The organism is Koromonas soli (assembly GCF_059726265.1).
Window position 1 is genome coordinate 1,423,193 of sequence record NZ_AP040872.1, and the last position, 17,368, is coordinate 1,440,560.

At 57.2% G+C, this 17,368-nt stretch carries 19 protein-coding genes and 1 tRNA gene; 9 read left to right on the forward strand and 11 right to left on the reverse strand.

Going from position 1 to position 17,368, the window contains the following annotated elements; genetic code table 11:
- Nucleotides 1-2 precede the first annotated feature (2 nt).
- The 4 genes from AC6IY8_RS06120 to AC6IY8_RS06135 are packed head-to-tail and all read right to left on the reverse strand — an operon-like array spanning nucleotide 3 to nucleotide 2,520.
- Nucleotides 3-413, reverse strand: a complete 411-nt coding sequence (locus AC6IY8_RS06120) for a (deoxy)nucleoside triphosphate pyrophosphohydrolase (RefSeq protein ID WP_497777856.1) — start codon at nucleotides 411-413, stop codon at nucleotides 3-5.
- Entirely contained in the window at nucleotides 406-1,209 is an 804-nt protein-coding gene (locus AC6IY8_RS06125; RefSeq protein WP_497777857.1) for an ABC transporter substrate-binding protein, read from the reverse strand. The genes AC6IY8_RS06120 and AC6IY8_RS06125 overlap by 8 nt, the downstream gene beginning before the upstream one ends.
- Nucleotides 1,210-1,254: 45 nt before the next feature.
- Nucleotides 1,255-1,965, reverse strand: coding sequence for an HAD family hydrolase (locus tag AC6IY8_RS06130; RefSeq protein ID WP_497777858.1), 711 nt, complete (start codon nucleotides 1,963-1,965; stop codon nucleotides 1,255-1,257).
- A 39-nt stretch (nucleotides 1,966-2,004) separates the two neighbouring features.
- Nucleotides 2,005-2,520, reverse strand: a complete 516-nt coding sequence (locus AC6IY8_RS06135) for a hypothetical protein (RefSeq protein WP_497777859.1) — start codon at nucleotides 2,518-2,520, stop codon at nucleotides 2,005-2,007.
- A gap of 141 nt (nucleotides 2,521-2,661) precedes the next feature.
- Between AC6IY8_RS06135 and AC6IY8_RS06140 the strand changes: the two genes are divergently transcribed.
- From AC6IY8_RS06140 to AC6IY8_RS06170, 7 genes are all read left to right on the forward strand, one after another.
- Nucleotides 2,662-3,240, forward strand: a complete 579-nt coding sequence (locus AC6IY8_RS06140; protein ID WP_497777860.1) for an NADH-quinone oxidoreductase subunit B — start codon at nucleotides 2,662-2,664, stop codon at nucleotides 3,238-3,240.
- Nucleotides 3,241-3,307: 67 nt separating this feature from the next.
- On the forward strand, nucleotides 3,308-4,078 hold the full coding sequence (locus AC6IY8_RS06145; RefSeq protein ID WP_497777861.1) for an ATP-binding cassette domain-containing protein: 771 nt from the start codon (nucleotides 3,308-3,310) through the stop codon (nucleotides 4,076-4,078).
- 6 nt (nucleotides 4,079-4,084) lie between these two features.
- Nucleotides 4,085-4,717, forward strand: coding sequence for an ABC transporter permease (locus tag AC6IY8_RS06150; RefSeq protein WP_497777862.1), 633 nt, complete (start codon nucleotides 4,085-4,087; stop codon nucleotides 4,715-4,717).
- A gap of 2 nt (nucleotides 4,718-4,719) precedes the next feature.
- Nucleotides 4,720-5,607: a glycine betaine ABC transporter substrate-binding protein gene (locus AC6IY8_RS06155; RefSeq protein WP_497777863.1), complete on the forward strand. Its 888-nt coding sequence runs from the start codon at nucleotides 4,720-4,722 to the stop codon at nucleotides 5,605-5,607.
- Between the two features lie 133 nt (nucleotides 5,608-5,740).
- Nucleotides 5,741-6,316: an elongation factor P gene (efp, locus tag AC6IY8_RS06160; protein WP_497777864.1), complete on the forward strand. Its 576-nt coding sequence runs from the start codon at nucleotides 5,741-5,743 to the stop codon at nucleotides 6,314-6,316.
- A gap of 45 nt (nucleotides 6,317-6,361) precedes the next feature.
- Nucleotides 6,362-7,342 (forward strand): CPBP family intramembrane glutamic endopeptidase, encoded by a 981-nt coding sequence (locus AC6IY8_RS06165; RefSeq protein ID WP_497777865.1) that lies wholly within the window; start codon nucleotides 6,362-6,364, stop codon nucleotides 7,340-7,342.
- A gap of 41 nt (nucleotides 7,343-7,383) precedes the next feature.
- Nucleotides 7,384-8,031 carry a UdgX family uracil-DNA binding protein gene (locus AC6IY8_RS06170; protein ID WP_497777866.1) on the forward strand — a complete coding sequence of 216 codons (648 nt, stop codon included), beginning with the start codon at nucleotides 7,384-7,386 and terminating at the stop codon, nucleotides 8,029-8,031.
- A 156-nt stretch (nucleotides 8,032-8,187) separates the two neighbouring features.
- On the opposite strand, the gene AC6IY8_RS06175 is transcribed toward AC6IY8_RS06170, so the two are convergent.
- Together AC6IY8_RS06175 and AC6IY8_RS06180 are read right to left on the reverse strand one after the other, a co-directional pair.
- Nucleotides 8,188-8,955 (reverse strand): DUF72 domain-containing protein, encoded by a 768-nt coding sequence (locus AC6IY8_RS06175; RefSeq protein ID WP_497777867.1) that lies wholly within the window; start codon nucleotides 8,953-8,955, stop codon nucleotides 8,188-8,190.
- A gap of 113 nt (nucleotides 8,956-9,068) precedes the next feature.
- A tRNA-Gln gene (locus AC6IY8_RS06180) sits at nucleotides 9,069-9,142 on the reverse strand.
- 161 nt (nucleotides 9,143-9,303) lie between these two features.
- Between AC6IY8_RS06180 and miaB the strand changes: the two genes are divergently transcribed.
- Nucleotides 9,304-10,716 (forward strand): tRNA (N6-isopentenyl adenosine(37)-C2)-methylthiotransferase MiaB, encoded by a 1,413-nt coding sequence (miaB, locus tag AC6IY8_RS06185; RefSeq protein ID WP_497777868.1) that lies wholly within the window; start codon nucleotides 9,304-9,306, stop codon nucleotides 10,714-10,716.
- A gap of 44 nt (nucleotides 10,717-10,760) precedes the next feature.
- Nucleotides 10,761-11,234, forward strand: coding sequence for a bifunctional nuclease family protein (locus tag AC6IY8_RS06190; protein WP_497777869.1), 474 nt, complete (start codon nucleotides 10,761-10,763; stop codon nucleotides 11,232-11,234).
- A gap of 2 nt (nucleotides 11,235-11,236) precedes the next feature.
- On the opposite strand, the gene AC6IY8_RS06195 is transcribed toward AC6IY8_RS06190, so the two are convergent.
- The 5 genes from AC6IY8_RS06195 to uvrA all read right to left on the reverse strand — a co-directional run bounded on the left by AC6IY8_RS06195 (nucleotide 11,237) and on the right by uvrA (nucleotide 17,291).
- Nucleotides 11,237-11,911 (reverse strand): SprT-like domain-containing protein, encoded by a 675-nt coding sequence (locus tag AC6IY8_RS06195; protein ID WP_497777870.1) that lies wholly within the window; start codon nucleotides 11,909-11,911, stop codon nucleotides 11,237-11,239.
- 73 nt (nucleotides 11,912-11,984) lie between these two features.
- Nucleotides 11,985-12,617, reverse strand: coding sequence for a hypothetical protein (locus tag AC6IY8_RS06200; protein ID WP_497777871.1), 633 nt, complete (start codon nucleotides 12,615-12,617; stop codon nucleotides 11,985-11,987).
- Entirely contained in the window at nucleotides 12,614-13,093 is a 480-nt protein-coding gene (locus AC6IY8_RS06205; protein WP_497777872.1) for a hypothetical protein, read from the reverse strand. The genes AC6IY8_RS06200 and AC6IY8_RS06205 overlap by 4 nt, the downstream gene beginning before the upstream one ends.
- The gene (locus tag AC6IY8_RS06210) at nucleotides 13,090-14,385 is read right to left on the reverse strand and encodes a tetratricopeptide repeat protein (protein WP_497777873.1); all 1,296 of its coding nucleotides are present in this window, start codon (nucleotides 14,383-14,385) and stop codon (nucleotides 13,090-13,092) included. Before AC6IY8_RS06210 ends, AC6IY8_RS06205 begins: the two co-directional genes overlap by 4 nt.
- Nucleotides 14,382-17,291 carry an excinuclease ABC subunit UvrA gene (gene uvrA, locus AC6IY8_RS06215; RefSeq protein WP_497777874.1) on the reverse strand — a complete coding sequence of 970 codons (2,910 nt, stop codon included), beginning with the start codon at nucleotides 17,289-17,291 and terminating at the stop codon, nucleotides 14,382-14,384. The genes AC6IY8_RS06210 and uvrA overlap by 4 nt, the downstream gene beginning before the upstream one ends.
- Nucleotides 17,292-17,368 lie beyond the last annotated feature (77 nt).

Here is a 17,368-nt window from a genome sequence, read left to right on the forward strand (position 1 = left end):
GATCAGGCCAGCTTGCCTGCTCGAATCTGCGCGACAATGGCTCGGTCCGCTTCGAGAAAGCTTTCGGCTTCGAGCGCAGAGCGATGCTCCCATCGCACTTCTCGGAAGATCTGGTTCCGTATTTTGCCCGTGAATTGCCTGACCACGAAGAAGTGCAACTCGACACCGAGTCCCTCGGCGTACTGATGGCGAACGGTGGCGATCTCAGGACCTATGACTGCTTCGATCGCAAGTTCCTCGCGCAACTCACGCGAGAGAGCGCTGGCGAAGTCTTCACCGGCTTCGACTTTGCCGCCCGGAAACTCCCATTGCAGAGCGAACGGCTGATCGTCTCGACGTTGGCAAATGAGCAATTGTTCGCCGCGGACTAGAACTCCGGCCACGACCTGTTTCAGCAGAAGGCTCTCAGGCAACTTTCACTCCGTCATCAAGCGTGCGAATTCCCATCGGGCGGCTATAGAGATCGGGGTGCAGCGCCCAGCGAATGGCGCGCAATCCTCCGATCAACGTGTGGGCGGGCGTGTTAAACAACTCATCTGCTACGCAGTAGATTCGGCGATGCCGCACGGCAGGGATGCCAATCCACCCATCGCGAAGTGCCAGCTTTTGCAGCGGAACGCGATCTCCTGCACCGCACCAGGCGGCGAGGACAACGTCGGGGTTTTGAGTGGCGACTGCGGCTGCCGTAATCTGCTCGCCGGGCGCTCCGATGGCCACACCCCCAGCGGCGGCGACCAATTCGGCGACCCATCGCTGCGATGCAATCAAGGGCTTGCCCCATTCCTCGCAGAAAACGCGTTGCACCGGACGTCCACCCGTCGCTTCGCGTGTCTGCGCAATTTCATCCTGAAGCCCGCTGATCAGTTTTTCACCGGCGACATACTGATCCACGATTGCGGCGAGCACGCGGATGTCGCCATAAACATCGGCCAGCGATTTCGGAGCCAACGCAATCACGCGTACCCCCGCACGCAGGATGGCTGCAAGCGACTCCAGGCGATAGGGTACAGAGGCGATCACCACGTCGGGATGAGCCGCCATGATTTGCTCTGTGTTGGCCGACCACGAATCCTCGATGACGACCTGCTGGCCCTTCACAATCTCGGGACACACGTCTTTGCAGTAGCGAGTGCAGGCGACCACCTGATCGAGGGCTCCCAATCCTGCGAGCGTCACCGTGATGCTCGGTTGCAAGGAAACTATGCGCATATGGAAAGGCCGCCTCCCGCGGCCCCGAGGTGCTAGTAATAGCGACTATAGCGGCTTCTGTGGCCAATATATATTCCAACCTAGCTCCAGCGCCTTTGCCTCGAGGTCAGGATTGGGATGAATTGCGTAGGGTGTCTTGGCCTTCTCGAGCATTGCAAAATCGTGCATTGAGTTTCCGAAAACGGCGTCCACCGGACGTGCAATCACCTCTTCGATGGCGGCCTGCTTTAACTCGTCGGTCGGAACGCGCAGAAGGCGGTCCGTGATCCGTCCCTCTTGGACGGCGAGCGTGGCGGCGAGCACCCGCTCAGCGGGTATGCCGAATACTTCGGCACCTGCCTCGACCACCCAGTTATTGGTGCTCGAAACCGCCCACACCTCGCAACCTTGTGCCGCGAGTTTGTGTGTCAGCTCCTGCATTTCGGGGAATATTCGCGAAGCGAACGCGCTGCGGAAGAAATCGCGCGCGCCTTGGTGCAGTTTTTCGAGCAACACGCCCTTGTTGATCTGGATCATCTCGCCGCAAATTGAAAGTTCATCGACGCGTCCGGCGAGATATTCGTTGTAGCGTTGCTTAATGGCAGGAACAACCTCTGGGGGAATATAGCCACTTTCGATCTCCCAGTAGAAGAACTCCGAACCTGAATCACCTGCCCACAGGGTGCCATCGCAGTCAAAGACCGCAATTGCCGGACGTGTCTCAAGAACCTGTTGCACAAATTGAAAGGAACTACGGCTGGCAGAGCTATGACTCAAACGAAAACTCCTGACTTGAACTTTGGGCCATTAGGAAAGCTATTTTGAAGGCAGAGCTGCACCCGTGACTTCGGCGGCAAGATACAGAAGATGCTCGCGATTGGCTGCGAGTATCTCTTCGGCAGAGCTCCAGCTCCGGGAGCGAAGAAAAGCCTCGATCATGCTGCGCCCAACCAGCATTGGCCTGCCTTCCAGAGTGGCGGAATCAGGCAGCACCGCCCAGACTTCGTCTCCCGCTGCACTGTAAGCGGCGATCATTCTCCGCACCATCTCCGCTGTGAGATTGGCATTCGAGTGGGAAGTGACCAAAGCTGCATCACGGCCGCGGCTCAAGACTTCTTGCAAGGCGGCGCGCAGAGCATCGGCAGCGCTCGCCTCTGCCGGAAGTTGAAGGAAGTACGCTGCGCGAGCCCAGGCAAGTGGCTCGAGGGCTTCTGCTCCGCATGCGGCAGCCACCACCACCATATCCGTATCAGCCGTGAGCGCATCGATCAACCCCGCGACGGCAGAGAGAGTCGTCTGTGCGTTATTCGCGTCTATATGGTCAGAGGCCAAGATTACGCCGCAAACACCCGGGCTGTGCATAGCCCTAAGGTAGCAGGAGCCGACGCGGGAGGCTAGTAGCGTTTACGGGTGAGCTCAGGAGTGGCGCTTAACCCTGTCCGTTGTTACAATTGCCAGTTCAGTGGGGGACTGATGGAAAAGAATACTACGGGAATCGAGCGCTTCCAGGCCCTGGCCGGTGATCCACAGAGTCCCGCGCGCATTGCGCAGGTGACTTATGGCGGCAGCCACGAGCAGGAAGGCCTCATCCTCACGACGCTTGACTCAGCCGTGAACTGGGTCCGCAAGAACTCAATCTGGCCAATGACTTTCGGCCTCGCCTGCTGCGCTATCGAGATGATGGCTATGGGAGCGTCGAGATTTGATATCGCGCGATTCGGTGCCGAGGTGTTTCGTCCTTCGCCGCGTCAATCGGACCTGATGATCATCGCGGGTCGCGTCTCGCAGAAGATGGCGCCGGTGATCCGCCAGCTCTACATGCAGATGCCCGAGCCGAAATGGGTCATCTCGATGGGCGCGTGCGCTACGTCGGGCGGTGTGTTTCAGAACTATGCGATCGTGCAGGGCGTCAATCAGTGGATACCGGTGGACGTGTACGTTCCCGGCTGCCCACCGCGTCCAGAGCAACTTATTTACGCAATTACCTTGTTGCAGGAGAAAATCGCGAATGAGCGTGGCTCCTTTAAACGCGCTCTTAATGTAGGCGAGTAGTTTTCGTACGCAGAGCAATATCCGGGCCGCATTGCCGTAGAGCATCGCGGCCTTTCGTTTACTGTCAATGAGCGAGCGCGCTGAACCCGTGGTGGAGTTCATCAACGTGCACTATCGCGTGGATTCCGGGCGCGAACTCCTCGAGAACCTGAACCTTTCCATTCATTCCGGTGAAAGCTTGATGCTGCTGGGAAGAAGCGGCTCGGGCAAGACTACATCTCTGAAGCTCATCAACCGGTTGCTGTCGCCGACATCCGGCGAAGTGCGTGTAGAAGGGACTGCGACGACGCGATGGGATGCGATCAAGCTGCGCCGTCGCATTGGTTACGCCATCCAAGATGTTGGCCTCTTTCCGCACTACACGGTGGAACAGAATGTCGCCATTGTCCCGAGGCTCGAAGGATGGGATGGGCAACGCATCGCCGCAAGGGTGGCCGAGGTGCTACAGGTTGTCGGGCTGCCTGCAGGTGAATTCGCACGACGTTATCCAGATGAGTTGTCGGGAGGTCAACGCCAGCGCGTAGGTCTGGCTCGGGCCTTGGCAGCCGATCCGGCGATTCTGCTGATGGATGAACCTTTCGGCGCACTCGATCCAATCACTCGTTCGGAGATTCAGCGCGAGTTCAAGTCGTTACAGACACGACTAGCGAAGACCATCGTGTTCGTAACCCACGATGTAGGCGAGGCATTGCTGCTCGGCTCTCGGATCGCTCTGATGGAGGCGGGCACGCTGGTTGGCGTATATACGCCCGCGGAGTTTGTGGATTCAGATAACGACCGTGTGAAGCCGTATCTCGAGGCATTCAGGACGGCACAGCAGATCCAGGTTCGAAGGTAAATAAACGTGCTTGAATTTCTGCGCAACCATCATCGTGAAATCGCAACCCTCACGGTCGAGCACCTGTGGCTCGTGGTGGTTTCCATGACGTTGGCGATTGCGGTTGGTGTGCCACTCGGCATCCTGCTCACGAGGCAGCCGCGATTGCGGGCGGTGGTGCTTGGCTTAACCAATGTCATCCAGACAATCCCCAGCCTCGCGCTATTTGGGCTATTGCTCCCATTGCCCTGGCTGGGAGTTCGCGCGAGTCGTTTGACGGTGCTCGCGCTCGTTCTCTACGCGCTGCTGCCGGTGGTTCGCAACACATATGTCGGAATCACGGGGGTAGATGCTCCGGTGCGAGAAGCCGCCGCCGCCGTTGGTATGACCTCAGGGGAACTGCTGTGGCACGTTGAATTGCCCTTGGCGACTCCAGTGATTCTGACCGGAGTGCGCGTCGCTACCGTCATCACCATAGGCGTCGCAACCATTGCTGCTGCAATCGGCGCGGGAGGTTTGGGCGAGTTCATATTTCGCGGCCTCGCCATGGTGGATACGCATGTGATACTCGCTGGGGCTGTTCCGGCCGCGCTCATGGCTCTGGTTGCTGACTTCGCGCTGGGGCTGCTGCAAAGGCTCGTGCAGCGCAGGATTCACTGACAATGGATCGGCGTACATTCACCGCTGGTCTGATTGCTATGACCATGTCGGGGTGCGTCTCCCGAACGCGGCAGATCGCGATAGGCACGAAGAACTTCACCGAGCAACTGATCCTGGGAGAACTCATTGCGCAAGTGCTGGAGCGGAGCTCCAGCATCCCAGTTGAACGCAGGTTCTATCTCGCAGGCACATACATCTGTCAACAGGCGATCCTTGCAGGACGTATTGATACCTACATTGAATACACCGGGACCGCGCTGGGAGCAATTCTCAAGCAACCGCCGGTAAAGGACCATCAAGCTGCGCTCGAGCAAGTGCGACGAGAGTATTCCCGCCGATTCAACCTGCAAGTGGCCGAGCCACTAGGGTTCAACAACAGCTTTGCGATCATCATGCGGGGCGAGGATGCGCAGCATCTCGGAGTGTCCACGCTATCGCAGCTTGCAAAGGTTGCTCCGCAGTTGCGGCTCGGAGTTGGTTACGAATTCCTCGAACGTCAGGATGGTTTCAAAGGGCTGGCGAGCACCTACGGATTGCAATTTGCCGAAGCGCCCCGGGTCATGGATCTGGGCTTGCTCTACCGTGCGATTCAGGCCAAGAGAGTGGACGTAATCGTCGGTGCGAATACCGACGGCTTGATCGACGTGCTCTCGCTCAAAGTGCTTGAGGATGATCGCCGGTATTTTTCTCCCTACGATGCTGTGCCCATTGTCAGGCCATCGTCGCTGCAAGAACATTCGCAACTGTTGCAGGTTCTCTCGCGGCTGGCGGGAAAGATCAGCGCTGGGCAGATGCGCAAGATGAACTACGCTGCGGATGGCGAGAAGAGAGACGTTAGCCTGATCGCACGAGAGTTTATAAGCCGCGAGCGATTGCTTGAAGCTCTATGAGCCGTCTTTGTCCACTCGCTGAAACTGGCTGAGCTCGTGGTGGCTGCGTAGCTGATATCCTAGAGATCGTTGCACTACTTACAACGAGAGCCGGAGCGGAGGTGACTCCCGTTCGGCCAGTGATTGAGGGATTATGGCTGCACTGATTGACGCCATCGATGTAAAGCGCAAGATGTTCTTCGAATTTGAAAACACTCCTTATCTCTGCCTGGATGCGGAAGTGAATACGCCTTCTGCGCGCGGAGCCCAAACCTTGGTTCGCCTCAAGATGCGCAACCTAATTACCCGCGCCGTGTTCGATAGAACGTTCAAGGCAAGCGATAAGTTCAAAGATCCCGACCTGCAGACCGTACAGGCCTCCTACCTTTACAGCGATGGAGATGGATCGCACTTCCTCGATCAGGAGAGCTACGAGACCATCACTCTTTCGGAGGACATGATGGGCGATGCGCTCGACTTCCTTGTCGAGGGCGCAATGATCGAGTTGATGAAGTACAACGGCAACCCGATCGGAATGCAGTTGCCGCCGCACGTGGAATTGGAAGTGACTTATACCGAGCCGGGCTCCCGGGGCGACACATCGAGCGGTGTTGTGACCAAGCCTGCAACACTTGAGACGGGCATTGAAATTCGTGTTCCACCGTTCATCAAGACAGGCGAAAAGGTGAAAGTTTCGACCGAAACTCGAGAATTTGCTGGACGAGCCTGACCGTTCCATCATCCTACTCTGAGCAGTTTCATTGCCGGAGGGTGTGTGAACGAAACGCTGCCCACCTCGCTTCGCCGTACACTTGTACCCACGGCCTTTGCCTTGTTACTCGTTGCATTCTGGCTCGAGTTGCAAACGTTGCCGTGGGCGCGCTCTTTGTCGGTTCCACTGGTTCCGGCCTTTGCGGGATTTGCGCTGCTGCTCGCTCCACTTTGGTTCTTTGCTTTCGGAGCCGCCCCGTGGCTACGTTTGGCACTGCCTGCTACCTGGATGCGGGTGGCTGCCCCGGTTGTGAGCGTCATTCCATACCTGCTATATGCGATGCCGCTCGGAGAATCTCAGTGGCAATTTGCGCTAGCCCTGGCATTGACTCCGGTGGCTCTCAGCGCAATTCTCGCTCTGGCACCCAAAATACAAAAGCTCTACTGGCAAGACGTCGTCGTGCTTCTCGCATTGGCTCTGCTGCTCGAGTTGAGGGTTTTTAGCGGAGCGTGGGCGCATCCCGGACTGGGCAGCCTTCCGAAGCTCTATCTGTGCGACATCGCGCTGTACGCTTTTCTCGTGGTGAGGGGAGTGGAAGGGACTGGATACTCGTTCCGGCCGGAGACGAGCGCATTCAGAATTGCGGCTCGCGAATGGCTTTTGTTCATGCCGTTTGCCTTGGGCATCGGCTTCGCACTTCACTTCATCAGCTTTCATCCGCGTGTACACTCCGTTGCTCATATGGCGGTAGGCCTGCTGGTCACGTTTCTGTTGACCGCAGTCCCGGAGGAAGTCTTCTTTCGCGGCATTCTACAAAATTTGTTGGAGCCGCGGGTCGGGCGCCTTGGCGCGCTCGCGCTTGCCAGCGTACTGTTTGGGCTAGCGCATTTCAATAAAGGCGCGCTCTTCAACTGGCGTTATGTCATTCTGGCCACCATTGCAGGTGTGTTTTACGGACGAGCATGGCGCGAGCAGCGTCAATTGCTCGCCTCGAGCACGACGCACACTCTGGTGGATGTGGTCTGGTCGTTGTGGTTCCGATAGCCGGTGAACAGCTGCCCGCATGTTGACCGCATCTCAATCACATGCCTCGAGTACCTCAAAGTACGGCAGCGCCACTCATCCCGCCTAATCCGACACTGAATACACTGCGCGACGCAGCGGCCGGGTGCCGCGCATGCGATCTTTGGAAGACCGGAACCCAGACTGTGTTCGGAGAAGGTAGCCGCCTCGCTCATGTGATGTTCGTCGGGGAGCAACCAGGAGACAAAGAGGACCTGCAAGGCAAGCCGTTCGTCGGGCCCGCTGGAGCCGTGCTTGATCGAGCTCTCGAGGCGGCAGGAATCGATCGAAATGATGTGTATGTAACGAACATGGTGAAGCACTTCAAGTGGGAGCCGCGCGGCAAACTGCGCATTCACAAGAAGCCCAACCAGCTTGAGATAACTGCCTGCCGTCCGTGGCTCGAAGCGGAGATGGCCGTCGTCAAACCGCAGGTGGTTGTGCTACTCGGCGCCACCGCCGCACAGGGATTGCTTGGCAACAAGTTTCGCGTGACGCAGCAGCGCGGCGAGTGGGTCCAGTCGCCGATGGCCGTACACACCATGGCGACTCTGCATCCCTCGGCTATCCTGCGCGCTCCGGACGAGAAAGCACGGGGCGAAATGATGGATATGCTCACGGCGGATTTGAAGAAAGTAGCGCAGCTCCTGCGTCAGGCAGAAGCTGCGTAGAGCGCCGCACCCGGCTTCCCAACTATGCTGCCGTTGTGCCACCGCCTAGCGATGTAACTACGATGTAACTACCTCGCCCGCATCAGAATTCTTTTCGTTCAGATGAAAGGCGCCCAGGGCAGGATGACCGCGCGGCGGCGAGCGATATGAAAGAAGTCAGGCTGCGCTGGGTGTGCGCGAAGCAGTCCGACGCTCGCCAACCATGCGCTTCAACTCCAATGCATTCGCGGCAGCGTATGCTGAATCATCATTGTCAAAATACACGTACACAGCCTTGAGTTCCTGACTCCACTCGGCAATCCACATGGCCCATTGCTCAAGCTTCTCGCTGGAGTAGCTCCCCTGGTATTTTCCGCCGGGACCATGCAGCCGAACGTAAGCCCAATCCGCGGTGACCATGATAGGAGAGTGATATCCGCCAAGTTCGTACACACAATAAGCTGCGTTGAAATTCCGCAGCAGATCGTAAATCGGCTGCGTGTTCCAACTCGTCTCGCGGAACTCAAATGCATATCGATGATACGGAGGAAGCGCCGTAAGGAACTGTTCCAGGCGCTCGGCGTTTATCTGCCATTTTGGCGGGAGTTGAAACAAAACGGGCCCAAGCTTTGCTCCCAGCACCTCAGCCCTGGGCAGGAGATTGTTCAGTGCGTGTTCTGGGTCTTTGAGCTTTTTGTTGTGAGTAATGAAGCGGCTGGCCTTTACTGCAAAGCGGAAATTCAAAGGAGTGGCAGCTTCCCAAGATCGGAAGGTCTCAATATTTGGCAGCTTGTAAAAGCTATTGTTGATCTCGACCGTATCAAAGTACTTTAGATAGAACTCCAGCATTGCTGCGGACGAGCAACGCTCCGGGTAAAAACGTCCGACCCAGTGCTTGTAGTGCCAACCTGACGTGCCAATGCGAATCTCACATCTGTGTGTCATTCGGAATAGCCGCTCGCATCAACAAGTACGATGCGCGCGACTATACGTTCCGAAGCACTAGAAGAGAGCTTATGTTGGGTTCACTGAAGAGAGGAGAAGGGAAGAGTTGCTGTTGGCTGCCCCCCAGGGATTCGAACCCCGATAACCTGCTCCAGAGGCAGATGTCCTACCATTGAACGAGGGGGCAACTCAAAAAGTCTTTTGAGACTATCAACAACGTTTTTGATGATAGATACTCAAAGAGCTTTCGTCAACTTCGGTTATGCACAGGTTCCATACTGCCGCTCTCTTCTTAGCCTGTCGAGCGTTTTGACTTGAATCTGCGATAATGGCCGAAAGGGCACAGCGATGCCGTGCCATAGCAACAACATTCGAAGGATTGTGGGCGTGAGTTCCGAACAGCAAAAGACATTCTTCATCGAGACCTTCGGGTGCCAGATGAACTTTCATGACTCGGAGAAGGTCGCGGGGTCCCTGGTGTCGCAGGGATACCGGCAGGTGCAATCCGTCGAAGAGGCCGACCTGATCTTCTACAACACCTGCTCCATTCGAGACAAAGCGGAACAGAAGGTTTTCCATCGTCTGGCCGACTTCAAGCAACTGCAAAAGGCAGGCAAGAAGTTCGCAGTCATTGGCTGTGTCGCCCAGCAAGAGGGCGAGCGCATTTTCGAACGTGCACCCCACGTGTCCCTTGTAGCGGGATCGGCCAGCTATCGCAATCTTCCCGAGATGCTGCTGCAGATCGAGCATGGCGAGCGCGCGACTGGCCTCGATGACCGCAACACGGAAGAAACCTTCGAGACGGATTTCACAGCACGCACCAATCCTCATCGTGGGTACATCACGATTATCGAGGGCTGCGATAAGTTCTGCGCCTACTGCGTCGTGCCATACACGCGAGGACGCGAGCGCAGCCGCACCTCTGATTCCGTGCTGGAAGAAGCACGTCGCATTGTGGACAGCGGGCTTACAGAGATTCAGCTACTCGGGCAAAACGTGAATTCCTATCGTGATCCGCTCGGGCGCTTTAATTTTGCGGAATTGCTGGCAGAGGTTGGGCAGGTTCCCGGGATTCGCCGTGTACGCTTCACCACGTCTCACCCCCGGCATTTCACGCGACAGATTGTTGAGGCTATCGACTCGGTTCCGACCCTGTGCGATCACGTCCATCTGCCAGTACAGAGTGGTTCGAGCAATGTGCTCTCCGCCATGGCTCGCGAATATACACGCGAGCAGTACTTGGAGCGTATCGCGTGGATACATTCTGCAAAGAATAAGAAGATTTCGATCACTACCGACATCATCGTCGGCTTTCCGGGCGAAACTCCGCAGGATTTCGAGCAGACGGTTACATTACTGGACGAAGTGCAATATGACGGCATCTTTAGCTTTAAGTATTCGCCTCGCCCGAACACTCCAGCGATCTCCATGCAGAATGCGATACCTGAAGAGGAGAAGACACAGCGCCTCGCGATTCTCAACGATCGCCAGCGCGAGATACAGCGCAAGAACTACGCCGGGCATGTAGGCGAAGTGCTCGAGGTGATGGTTGAAGGCTTCCAACCCGCGCGCAACCAGGTGACCGGGCGTACGTCGCAGAACAAGACTCTGAATTTCACGGTTCCCGACGGCATGGCGAAGCCCGGCGTTGGCAGTTACGCCGAGGTGCGAGTCGTTCGCGCGCATCCTAATAGTCTGGTAGGCGAGATGGTTTCAGCAGTAGAGGTGCCGGTTTCTCGACCGCTCTTCAGGATCGTCTGACCCCGAGAGCTTATCGGTACAGGGAGGATCAAGTGGAAGTCGAAATGAGAATTCGCGGACTCATGTTGGATCCCACAACCAACATGCCCATCATCGTTCTCAAGGACGTCAACAGTGATTCCGTACTGCCGATCTGGGTTGGAGTGTTTGAGGCCAACGCCATCGCGCTGGAGATCGAAAAGGTTTCGCCTCCGCGCCCAATGACGCACGATCTGCTCAAGAACGCCATCACCGGTCTGGGAGCAAAGATTGAGCGCGTGGTCGTCACCGAGCTTCGCAACGATACGTTTTATGCCGTGATATGGGCGACACGCGACGGCGAGCCCATCATGATCGACTCGCGCCCTTCCGATGCTATCGCGCTTGCAATGCGCACCGATTGCCCTATTTACGTCGATGAGGACGTGCTTCAGAGTTCGCGAATCGCAACCGGTTCTACAGGGCGAATCACCGGAGACGATCTACGCCGTTGGCTCGAAGGGCTAAGCGACGACGATCTGGGTCGCTACCGCACCTAGTTTCATAGCGTTTTCAGGAAGAGCTTTGCTTCCTCGATGTGAGGAAAGGCTGCCTCGTCCGCGCGAAATTCCTTGCCGTGAACGCAGCGCCGGCTGCCACGCATGCGCACGGGATGTTTCAGATGAAGCATTTCATGATAAACGATGTACTCCACCGCGAATCGTGGAACGCGCGCCTGATCGAACACCTTGCTGATGATAATGGCATTATGTGCCGGATCGTAATGCCCAAGCAGATGGCGCGCTTTCTCCGCACTCCAGCTCATCTGAGGTCGCCCTAGCAGCCCAAAGAAGAATTGCGTGTTCAGCGACTCGAAAACCTCGTCCAGATCGTAATAGCGGCCCTGTGCGGATTCCAGGCGCTTGCGCCCGCGCAATTGCCGCACCTGTTGTGCCTTCTCCATCATGTTGTGCGAGCTTATGTATCGGCGATAACGCGAGGTGTGTGCTGCATCGATAGGTTTGCGATAGATCTTGGCCAGGAGGATGTGCACAATGGCCCTCAACACCGGCTCCGGCGCACCTTCCAGCAGGTCCGAAAGCCGCACCTTCAACCGCCCATCCGCGAGACGAATCGTGTTGTTGATATTCGCAAACGGGTAGAACTGCAGGTCAAATTCAGGGATAGGCGCGCGTGGCCGGAGTTCCCGGTACGTCTCATGCAGTAGTGGCAGCAACGATTCCTTCAAAGCCAGTCCAGATTACCAGATGCGCAGCTCGGCCTCACTACTGTGAATTACGCAGATTGTTTTAGTGCGGCCCCTGCCTCCGGCCAGCGCCGCCCATTCCTGTATAGTCGGGCGGCAGGTGACGTTCGGCGTCGCTCGACGGAGGCGGCTGTTGCTGCTTCGCATCCTCACGGTCGAGCTTTTCTTTGTTCTTCTCTTCACCTTTCTTCTCGATCTGGTCGGCGAGCATGGCCTTAGCGCTCTCGGTGCTGGTCTTAAGCGAATCTGTTGCATCTTCTACCGCAGCGGCGATCCGGCGCTTTTGCAGCGGGGAGGCGTTTTGCGAGATAGCCTCTAACTTGCGCTGCATCTCCTCCTCCGTCGAGATTACGTGGTGCAACGGACGGCGCAGATCCTCGCTATGCCCGTTGTACATGGACAGATTGTTATCCAGTTCATCGATGAGCACCGCAAGATCGCCGAGCAGATCGGCCACCCGACCGTCATCGTCAACTCCGGGCTTCGTGCTGCTGCGCAAGCGCTCTACTGCAAGCATTCGCTCGCGCGAAAAAGACAAAAGCAGCTCAATCCGCTTTTTGGGATCCTGCGCCGTGTCACGCATCTGTTCAATTTCGCGGGAATTCAGCGGGTCGCGACGAACCTGAGCCTGCGCGCCTAGACATATGCACAATAGAACGACTGTCACTATCTTCATGGCTTCTTCTCCGTCGTTCCGCCAGAGGCGGCCGCGCCAAACAGTCCGCGCAACACGCGGTCGCGCTGTTTCTCTAGCTCTTCGATGGATCGCGAAAGGTGGGGACGGTCTTCAGAGTCCAACGTCTGCAACACGTCCTTCATTCGGCGAATCAGCTTGCGAAGCTCGATTTCTGTGCTCTTCTCAGCCTTGCGAGTCTCCAGAGAACAGTCAACAGCGCGTGTCGCATAGCGAACTGCGGCGTCAATGCCTTCGTGGGCGGCTTTGAGACTTCCCACCTCGAATTGGTGGTTTGCATCTTCCAGCAGGTGCCAGGCTGCCTGTAAGCTCAGGTGCGCGCAATCAGCCCCGTGCGCAGCGTCGGCCCGCTGCTGTAGCTCCGCGGTGCTCTGCGCTTGCGCATAGGTCGCCGCAACAAAGACTGCTATCGACAGGGCGACAAGCAGATGAGTTGTCGGACGTAGTGCCGCGTTCATTTCTTCCTTTTTGCTTCGGGCTCAATCGCAACCAGCCGATGCCGGGCCTTCCATTCGTCGTCCGGGAACTGCCCGTTGGATGCTGCCAGAAAAGCCTTGTAGTTCTCGACCGCCTGGTCGAATTGCTTTAAGTGGTCATAGCAAGTCGCGCGAAGAAAGTAGCTGCTCGGCAGTTCTGGTAAAAACTTGCCGCGCTGATCCAGCGCCTTGATTGCTAGCGGATAGTTCTTGTTGCCCGAAGCCGCCAGCGCCAGTTGTCCATAGGCTTCGCCCCAGTTCGGTTTCAGGCGAATACAGATCAGAAACTCGTTCTCTGCCTCTGCATATTTCAACTGCCTCAGCAGCACCGACCCGAGCCCATTGTGTACCTCCGGGTCGTTTGGAAAATGAGCGAGCAGAGCGCGGTAATTCTTTTCTGCGGCAGTCCAGTCCTTTGCGCGCTCCTGAACGAAGGCAAGTTCCCGCACCGCATCCCAATCGTCGGGCCGAAGCACGACGGCCTTCTGCAATTCAGCCGCGGCCTCTGAGTCTTTCTTTTCCGCACTGAGCACGCGTCCAAGTTGAAGGTGCGTCGCCTCGTCCTGAGGTGTTCGCGCAGCAAGTTTTCTCAAGCTCTCTTCCGCCTGAGCCAAGCGCTGCGTACGCATAAACAGGTTTGACAGTGCCGCGACAGGCTCCATCGAGTCGGGAGCCAGTTCCTCTGCCTTGCGAAATTCCCGCTCAGCTCCCGCATTGTCGCCAGCCTTCTCGAGGGCGGAGCCATACTCCAAACGTATCTGAACGTTGTTTGGCGCAAGTTGAAGAGCATGCGACCAGGAATCCAATGCGCTCTGAGGAGACTTCGCCGCCTGCAACTCCGCCAGCGCGGACCATGCGCGCGAAAGCGATTGCTGAGGATGCTCGCCTGTGGGCTTCAAGTGTGTTGCCGCCTCCAGGTACTTAGATGCATCCGGCTGCTTTTCGTGTGCCAGCATAAGCCCAAGGTTCAGATTGCATTCGAAACTATCAGGCTGGGCTGCTACAGCACCTCGATAGGCAGCAATCGCCTCAGAGTAGTTTTGCTGGGCGTGCATGACGTAGCCAAGGTCAAACCATGCGCGGGCGTCTTTGGGATTGGCCGCTACCAACTTCCTCAAGACTGCCTCTGCTTCGGGCCATCGCTGCTGGTCCATCGCGGCCTCGGCCTGAACGATGGGAGCAGCCTCTTTCGTGCCGCTGTGCTGCGCCTTTTGCGCGAACAGGGAAGTGGCAATCAGCAAAGTCGCTGCGGCAACCGCAACCCGCCTTCTCACGACATCACCGCCGGCAAGGGAAGCACCTTGCGCAGCCACTGTCCGGTATAGGAGCGGGGATTGGCCGCAATCTCTTCCGGTGTTCCGGTTGCCACAATCTCTCCGCCTCGCTCGCCACCTTCGGGTCCGAGATCGATCACCCAATCCGCGACTTTGATGACGTCAAGATTGTGTTCGATCACGATAATCGAACCGCCGGCGTCGATCAGCTTCTTGAATGCGGCCAGCAGCTTGCTTACATCGTCGAAATGTAGCCCAGTCGTAGGTTCGTCGAATATGTATAACGTGTGCGATTTCCGCTTGGCCGTAGTGCCGTCAGGATTCTTATGCAGAGTGTCGCGCGACTGTGGTTGCAGATGGGCCGCCAGCTTCATTCGTTGCGCTTCGCCGCCGCTCAGTGTGGTGGCCGACTGCCCCAGGCGCAGGTATCCAAGTCCCACTTCCTCCAGAACACGCAACTTGTCCATCAGCTTCGGCACGCCGCTGAAGAACCCGAGCGCCTCTTTCACCGTCAGGTTCAAGACTTCGTGTATGTTCTTTCCGCGGTACTTGATGGCAAGTATTTCCGGCTTATAGCGCGTGCCTTTGCAGTCTTCGCAGATTAGCTCTACGTCTGCCAGGAACTGCATCTCGACCGTGACCGTTCCATCGCCCGAGCAGGTTTCGCAGCGTCCCCCCGGAATGTTGAACGAAAAGTGTCCTGCCGTGTAGCCATGCTTCACCGATTCGGGCAGGGAAGCAAAGAGCTCTCGAATGGGATCAAATGCTTTGATGTAGGTAACCGGATTCGAACGTGGAGTGCGCCCAATTGGTGACTGATCCACCAATTGCACGCCGTCGACCCACTGCTCGCCATCGAGTTCCGCACCCGCGCCTTCACTTGGAGTGCCCGTCGGCTGCCGTTTCATCTCAGCCAGGCGCTGATAGAGCACATCGTGTACGAGCGTGCTCTTTCCCGATCCCGAGACGCCTGTGATAGCCACCAGCATGTTGAGCGGGATCGTCACATCCACCCCCTTCAGGTTGTGTCCGCGAGCATCACGCAAATGCAGTGCTTGCTTGCCGCGCTGCCTGCGCTGCTGAGGAATCTGTATCTGCAAATCGCCACTCAGATATCTGCCGGTGAGCGACTTGTGGTTGGCCAGAATATGTTCATAGCTGCCGTTCGCGATGAGCCTTCCGCCATGCTCGCCCGCTCCCGGCCCGAGGTCGAGAATTTCATCGGCCGCCGTCATCACCTCGGGGTCGTGCTCCACCACCAGGATCGTGTTTCCGAGGTCGCGCAGGCTTTTGAGAATGTGAACCAGGCGCGCCGTATCGCGGCTGTGCAGACCGATGGAAGGCTCATCCAGCACGTACAGTGTGCCAACGAGGCGTGAGCCAAGCGAAGTCGCGAGTTGAATCCTCTGGGCCTCGCCTCCGCTTAGCGTTGAGGACAGGCGATCCAGCGTCAAGTACTCAAGCCCAACTTCGTTCAGGAAACGCAGCCGGTCGCGGATCTCCTCAAGCAGTTTGCCGCCTATGTCGGACTCTTCGCGGGTAAGCTTTAGCTCCTCAAAGAATCGCGCTGCTTCCTCGACCGTTTTGCAGCACACCTGGCAAATGTCCAGCCCTCCGATCTTTACCAAGCGCGCATCCTTTCGCAGTCTCGCCCCTCCGCACTCGCCGCAAAGAGAGTAACCACGATATCGGCTGAGAAACACGCGCACATGCAGCTTGTACTTCTTCTTTTCCAGCATCTCGAAGAAGCCGCGGACGCCGTACCAGGTTCCATCTCCTTCGAGAATGAACCTCTGCTGATCCTTGCGAAGATTCGACCAGGGCACGTCCAGAGGAATCCCGGCCGCACGCGCTACCCGGCGCAACTCAGTGCCTAGAGGCCGATACTTCGGCTTCGTCCAGGGCTCTACCGCGCCTTCGGCCAGTGTCTTCGACTTGTCTGGAATCACTAGTTCCATGTCGAAGTCGATGGTGTTTCCAAATCCCTGGCAACGAGGACAGGCGCCGAAAGGGTTGTTGAACGAGAACAGCCTAGGCTCGGGATGCTCGAACCGCAGATGACAGTCCTTGCACTCGAAACGCTGCGAGAACCGCATTCTCTGAGGCTCGCCCTCGCTCGGTGCGGTCTCGAAGATGACCTCGCCAGCCTCGCGGTATCCGCTTTCGATGGCATCTACAATGCGCGAGCGGGATTCAGCATCGACCACGATACGATCCAGCAGAATGTACACCGGCTTGCTGAAATCAATATCCAGCAGCGACTCTGGAGTTGAAAATTCAAAGACCTCGCCATTCTGGAACAGGCGGTTGAAGCCGCGCTTCCTCAACTCGAACAATCTCTCTTTGAGACCCGCAATCGGATCGACTTCCGGCTGTTTCTTCTTTCTGCCGCGAGTTTTCTTCTCGCCCTCTTCTGGCTTCTTCGGTGCCATTTGCAGCAGTGGAAAGAGCGCTTGAATGCGAGCGCCATCACCCAGTGCGAGAATGCGATCTGCGACCTCATCCACCGTGTCGTTCTTTACCTCTTGCCCACACTGCGGACAAAAAGTCCTTCCGATTCGGGCAAAGAGCAGGCGCAGGTAGTCGTAGATCTCTGTCGCGGTCGCGACCGTAGAACGAGGATTGCGTGTCTGGTTTTTCTGGCGGATCGCCACTGCGGGCGCGATGCCATCAATCAGGTCGGCCTCTGGCTTCTCGATCCGTTCCAGGAACTGGCGTGCGTAAGCCGAGAGGGACTCGACGTAACGCCGCTGTCCCTCGGCATAGATCGTATCGAATGCGAGCGAAGACTTGCCGCTTCCGGACACTCCGGTCACAACCGTAAGGCAGTTGTGGGGAATATCGAAGTCGATGTTCTTGAGATTATGAACCCGCGCACCGCGGACTACGATTGCTTCCTTGGACATAGTGGGAACGGTCCGTCGTGCCGAATGCGACGACACATCCCATAGTCGCAATCCGCCGTATACCGAATCTCACTATT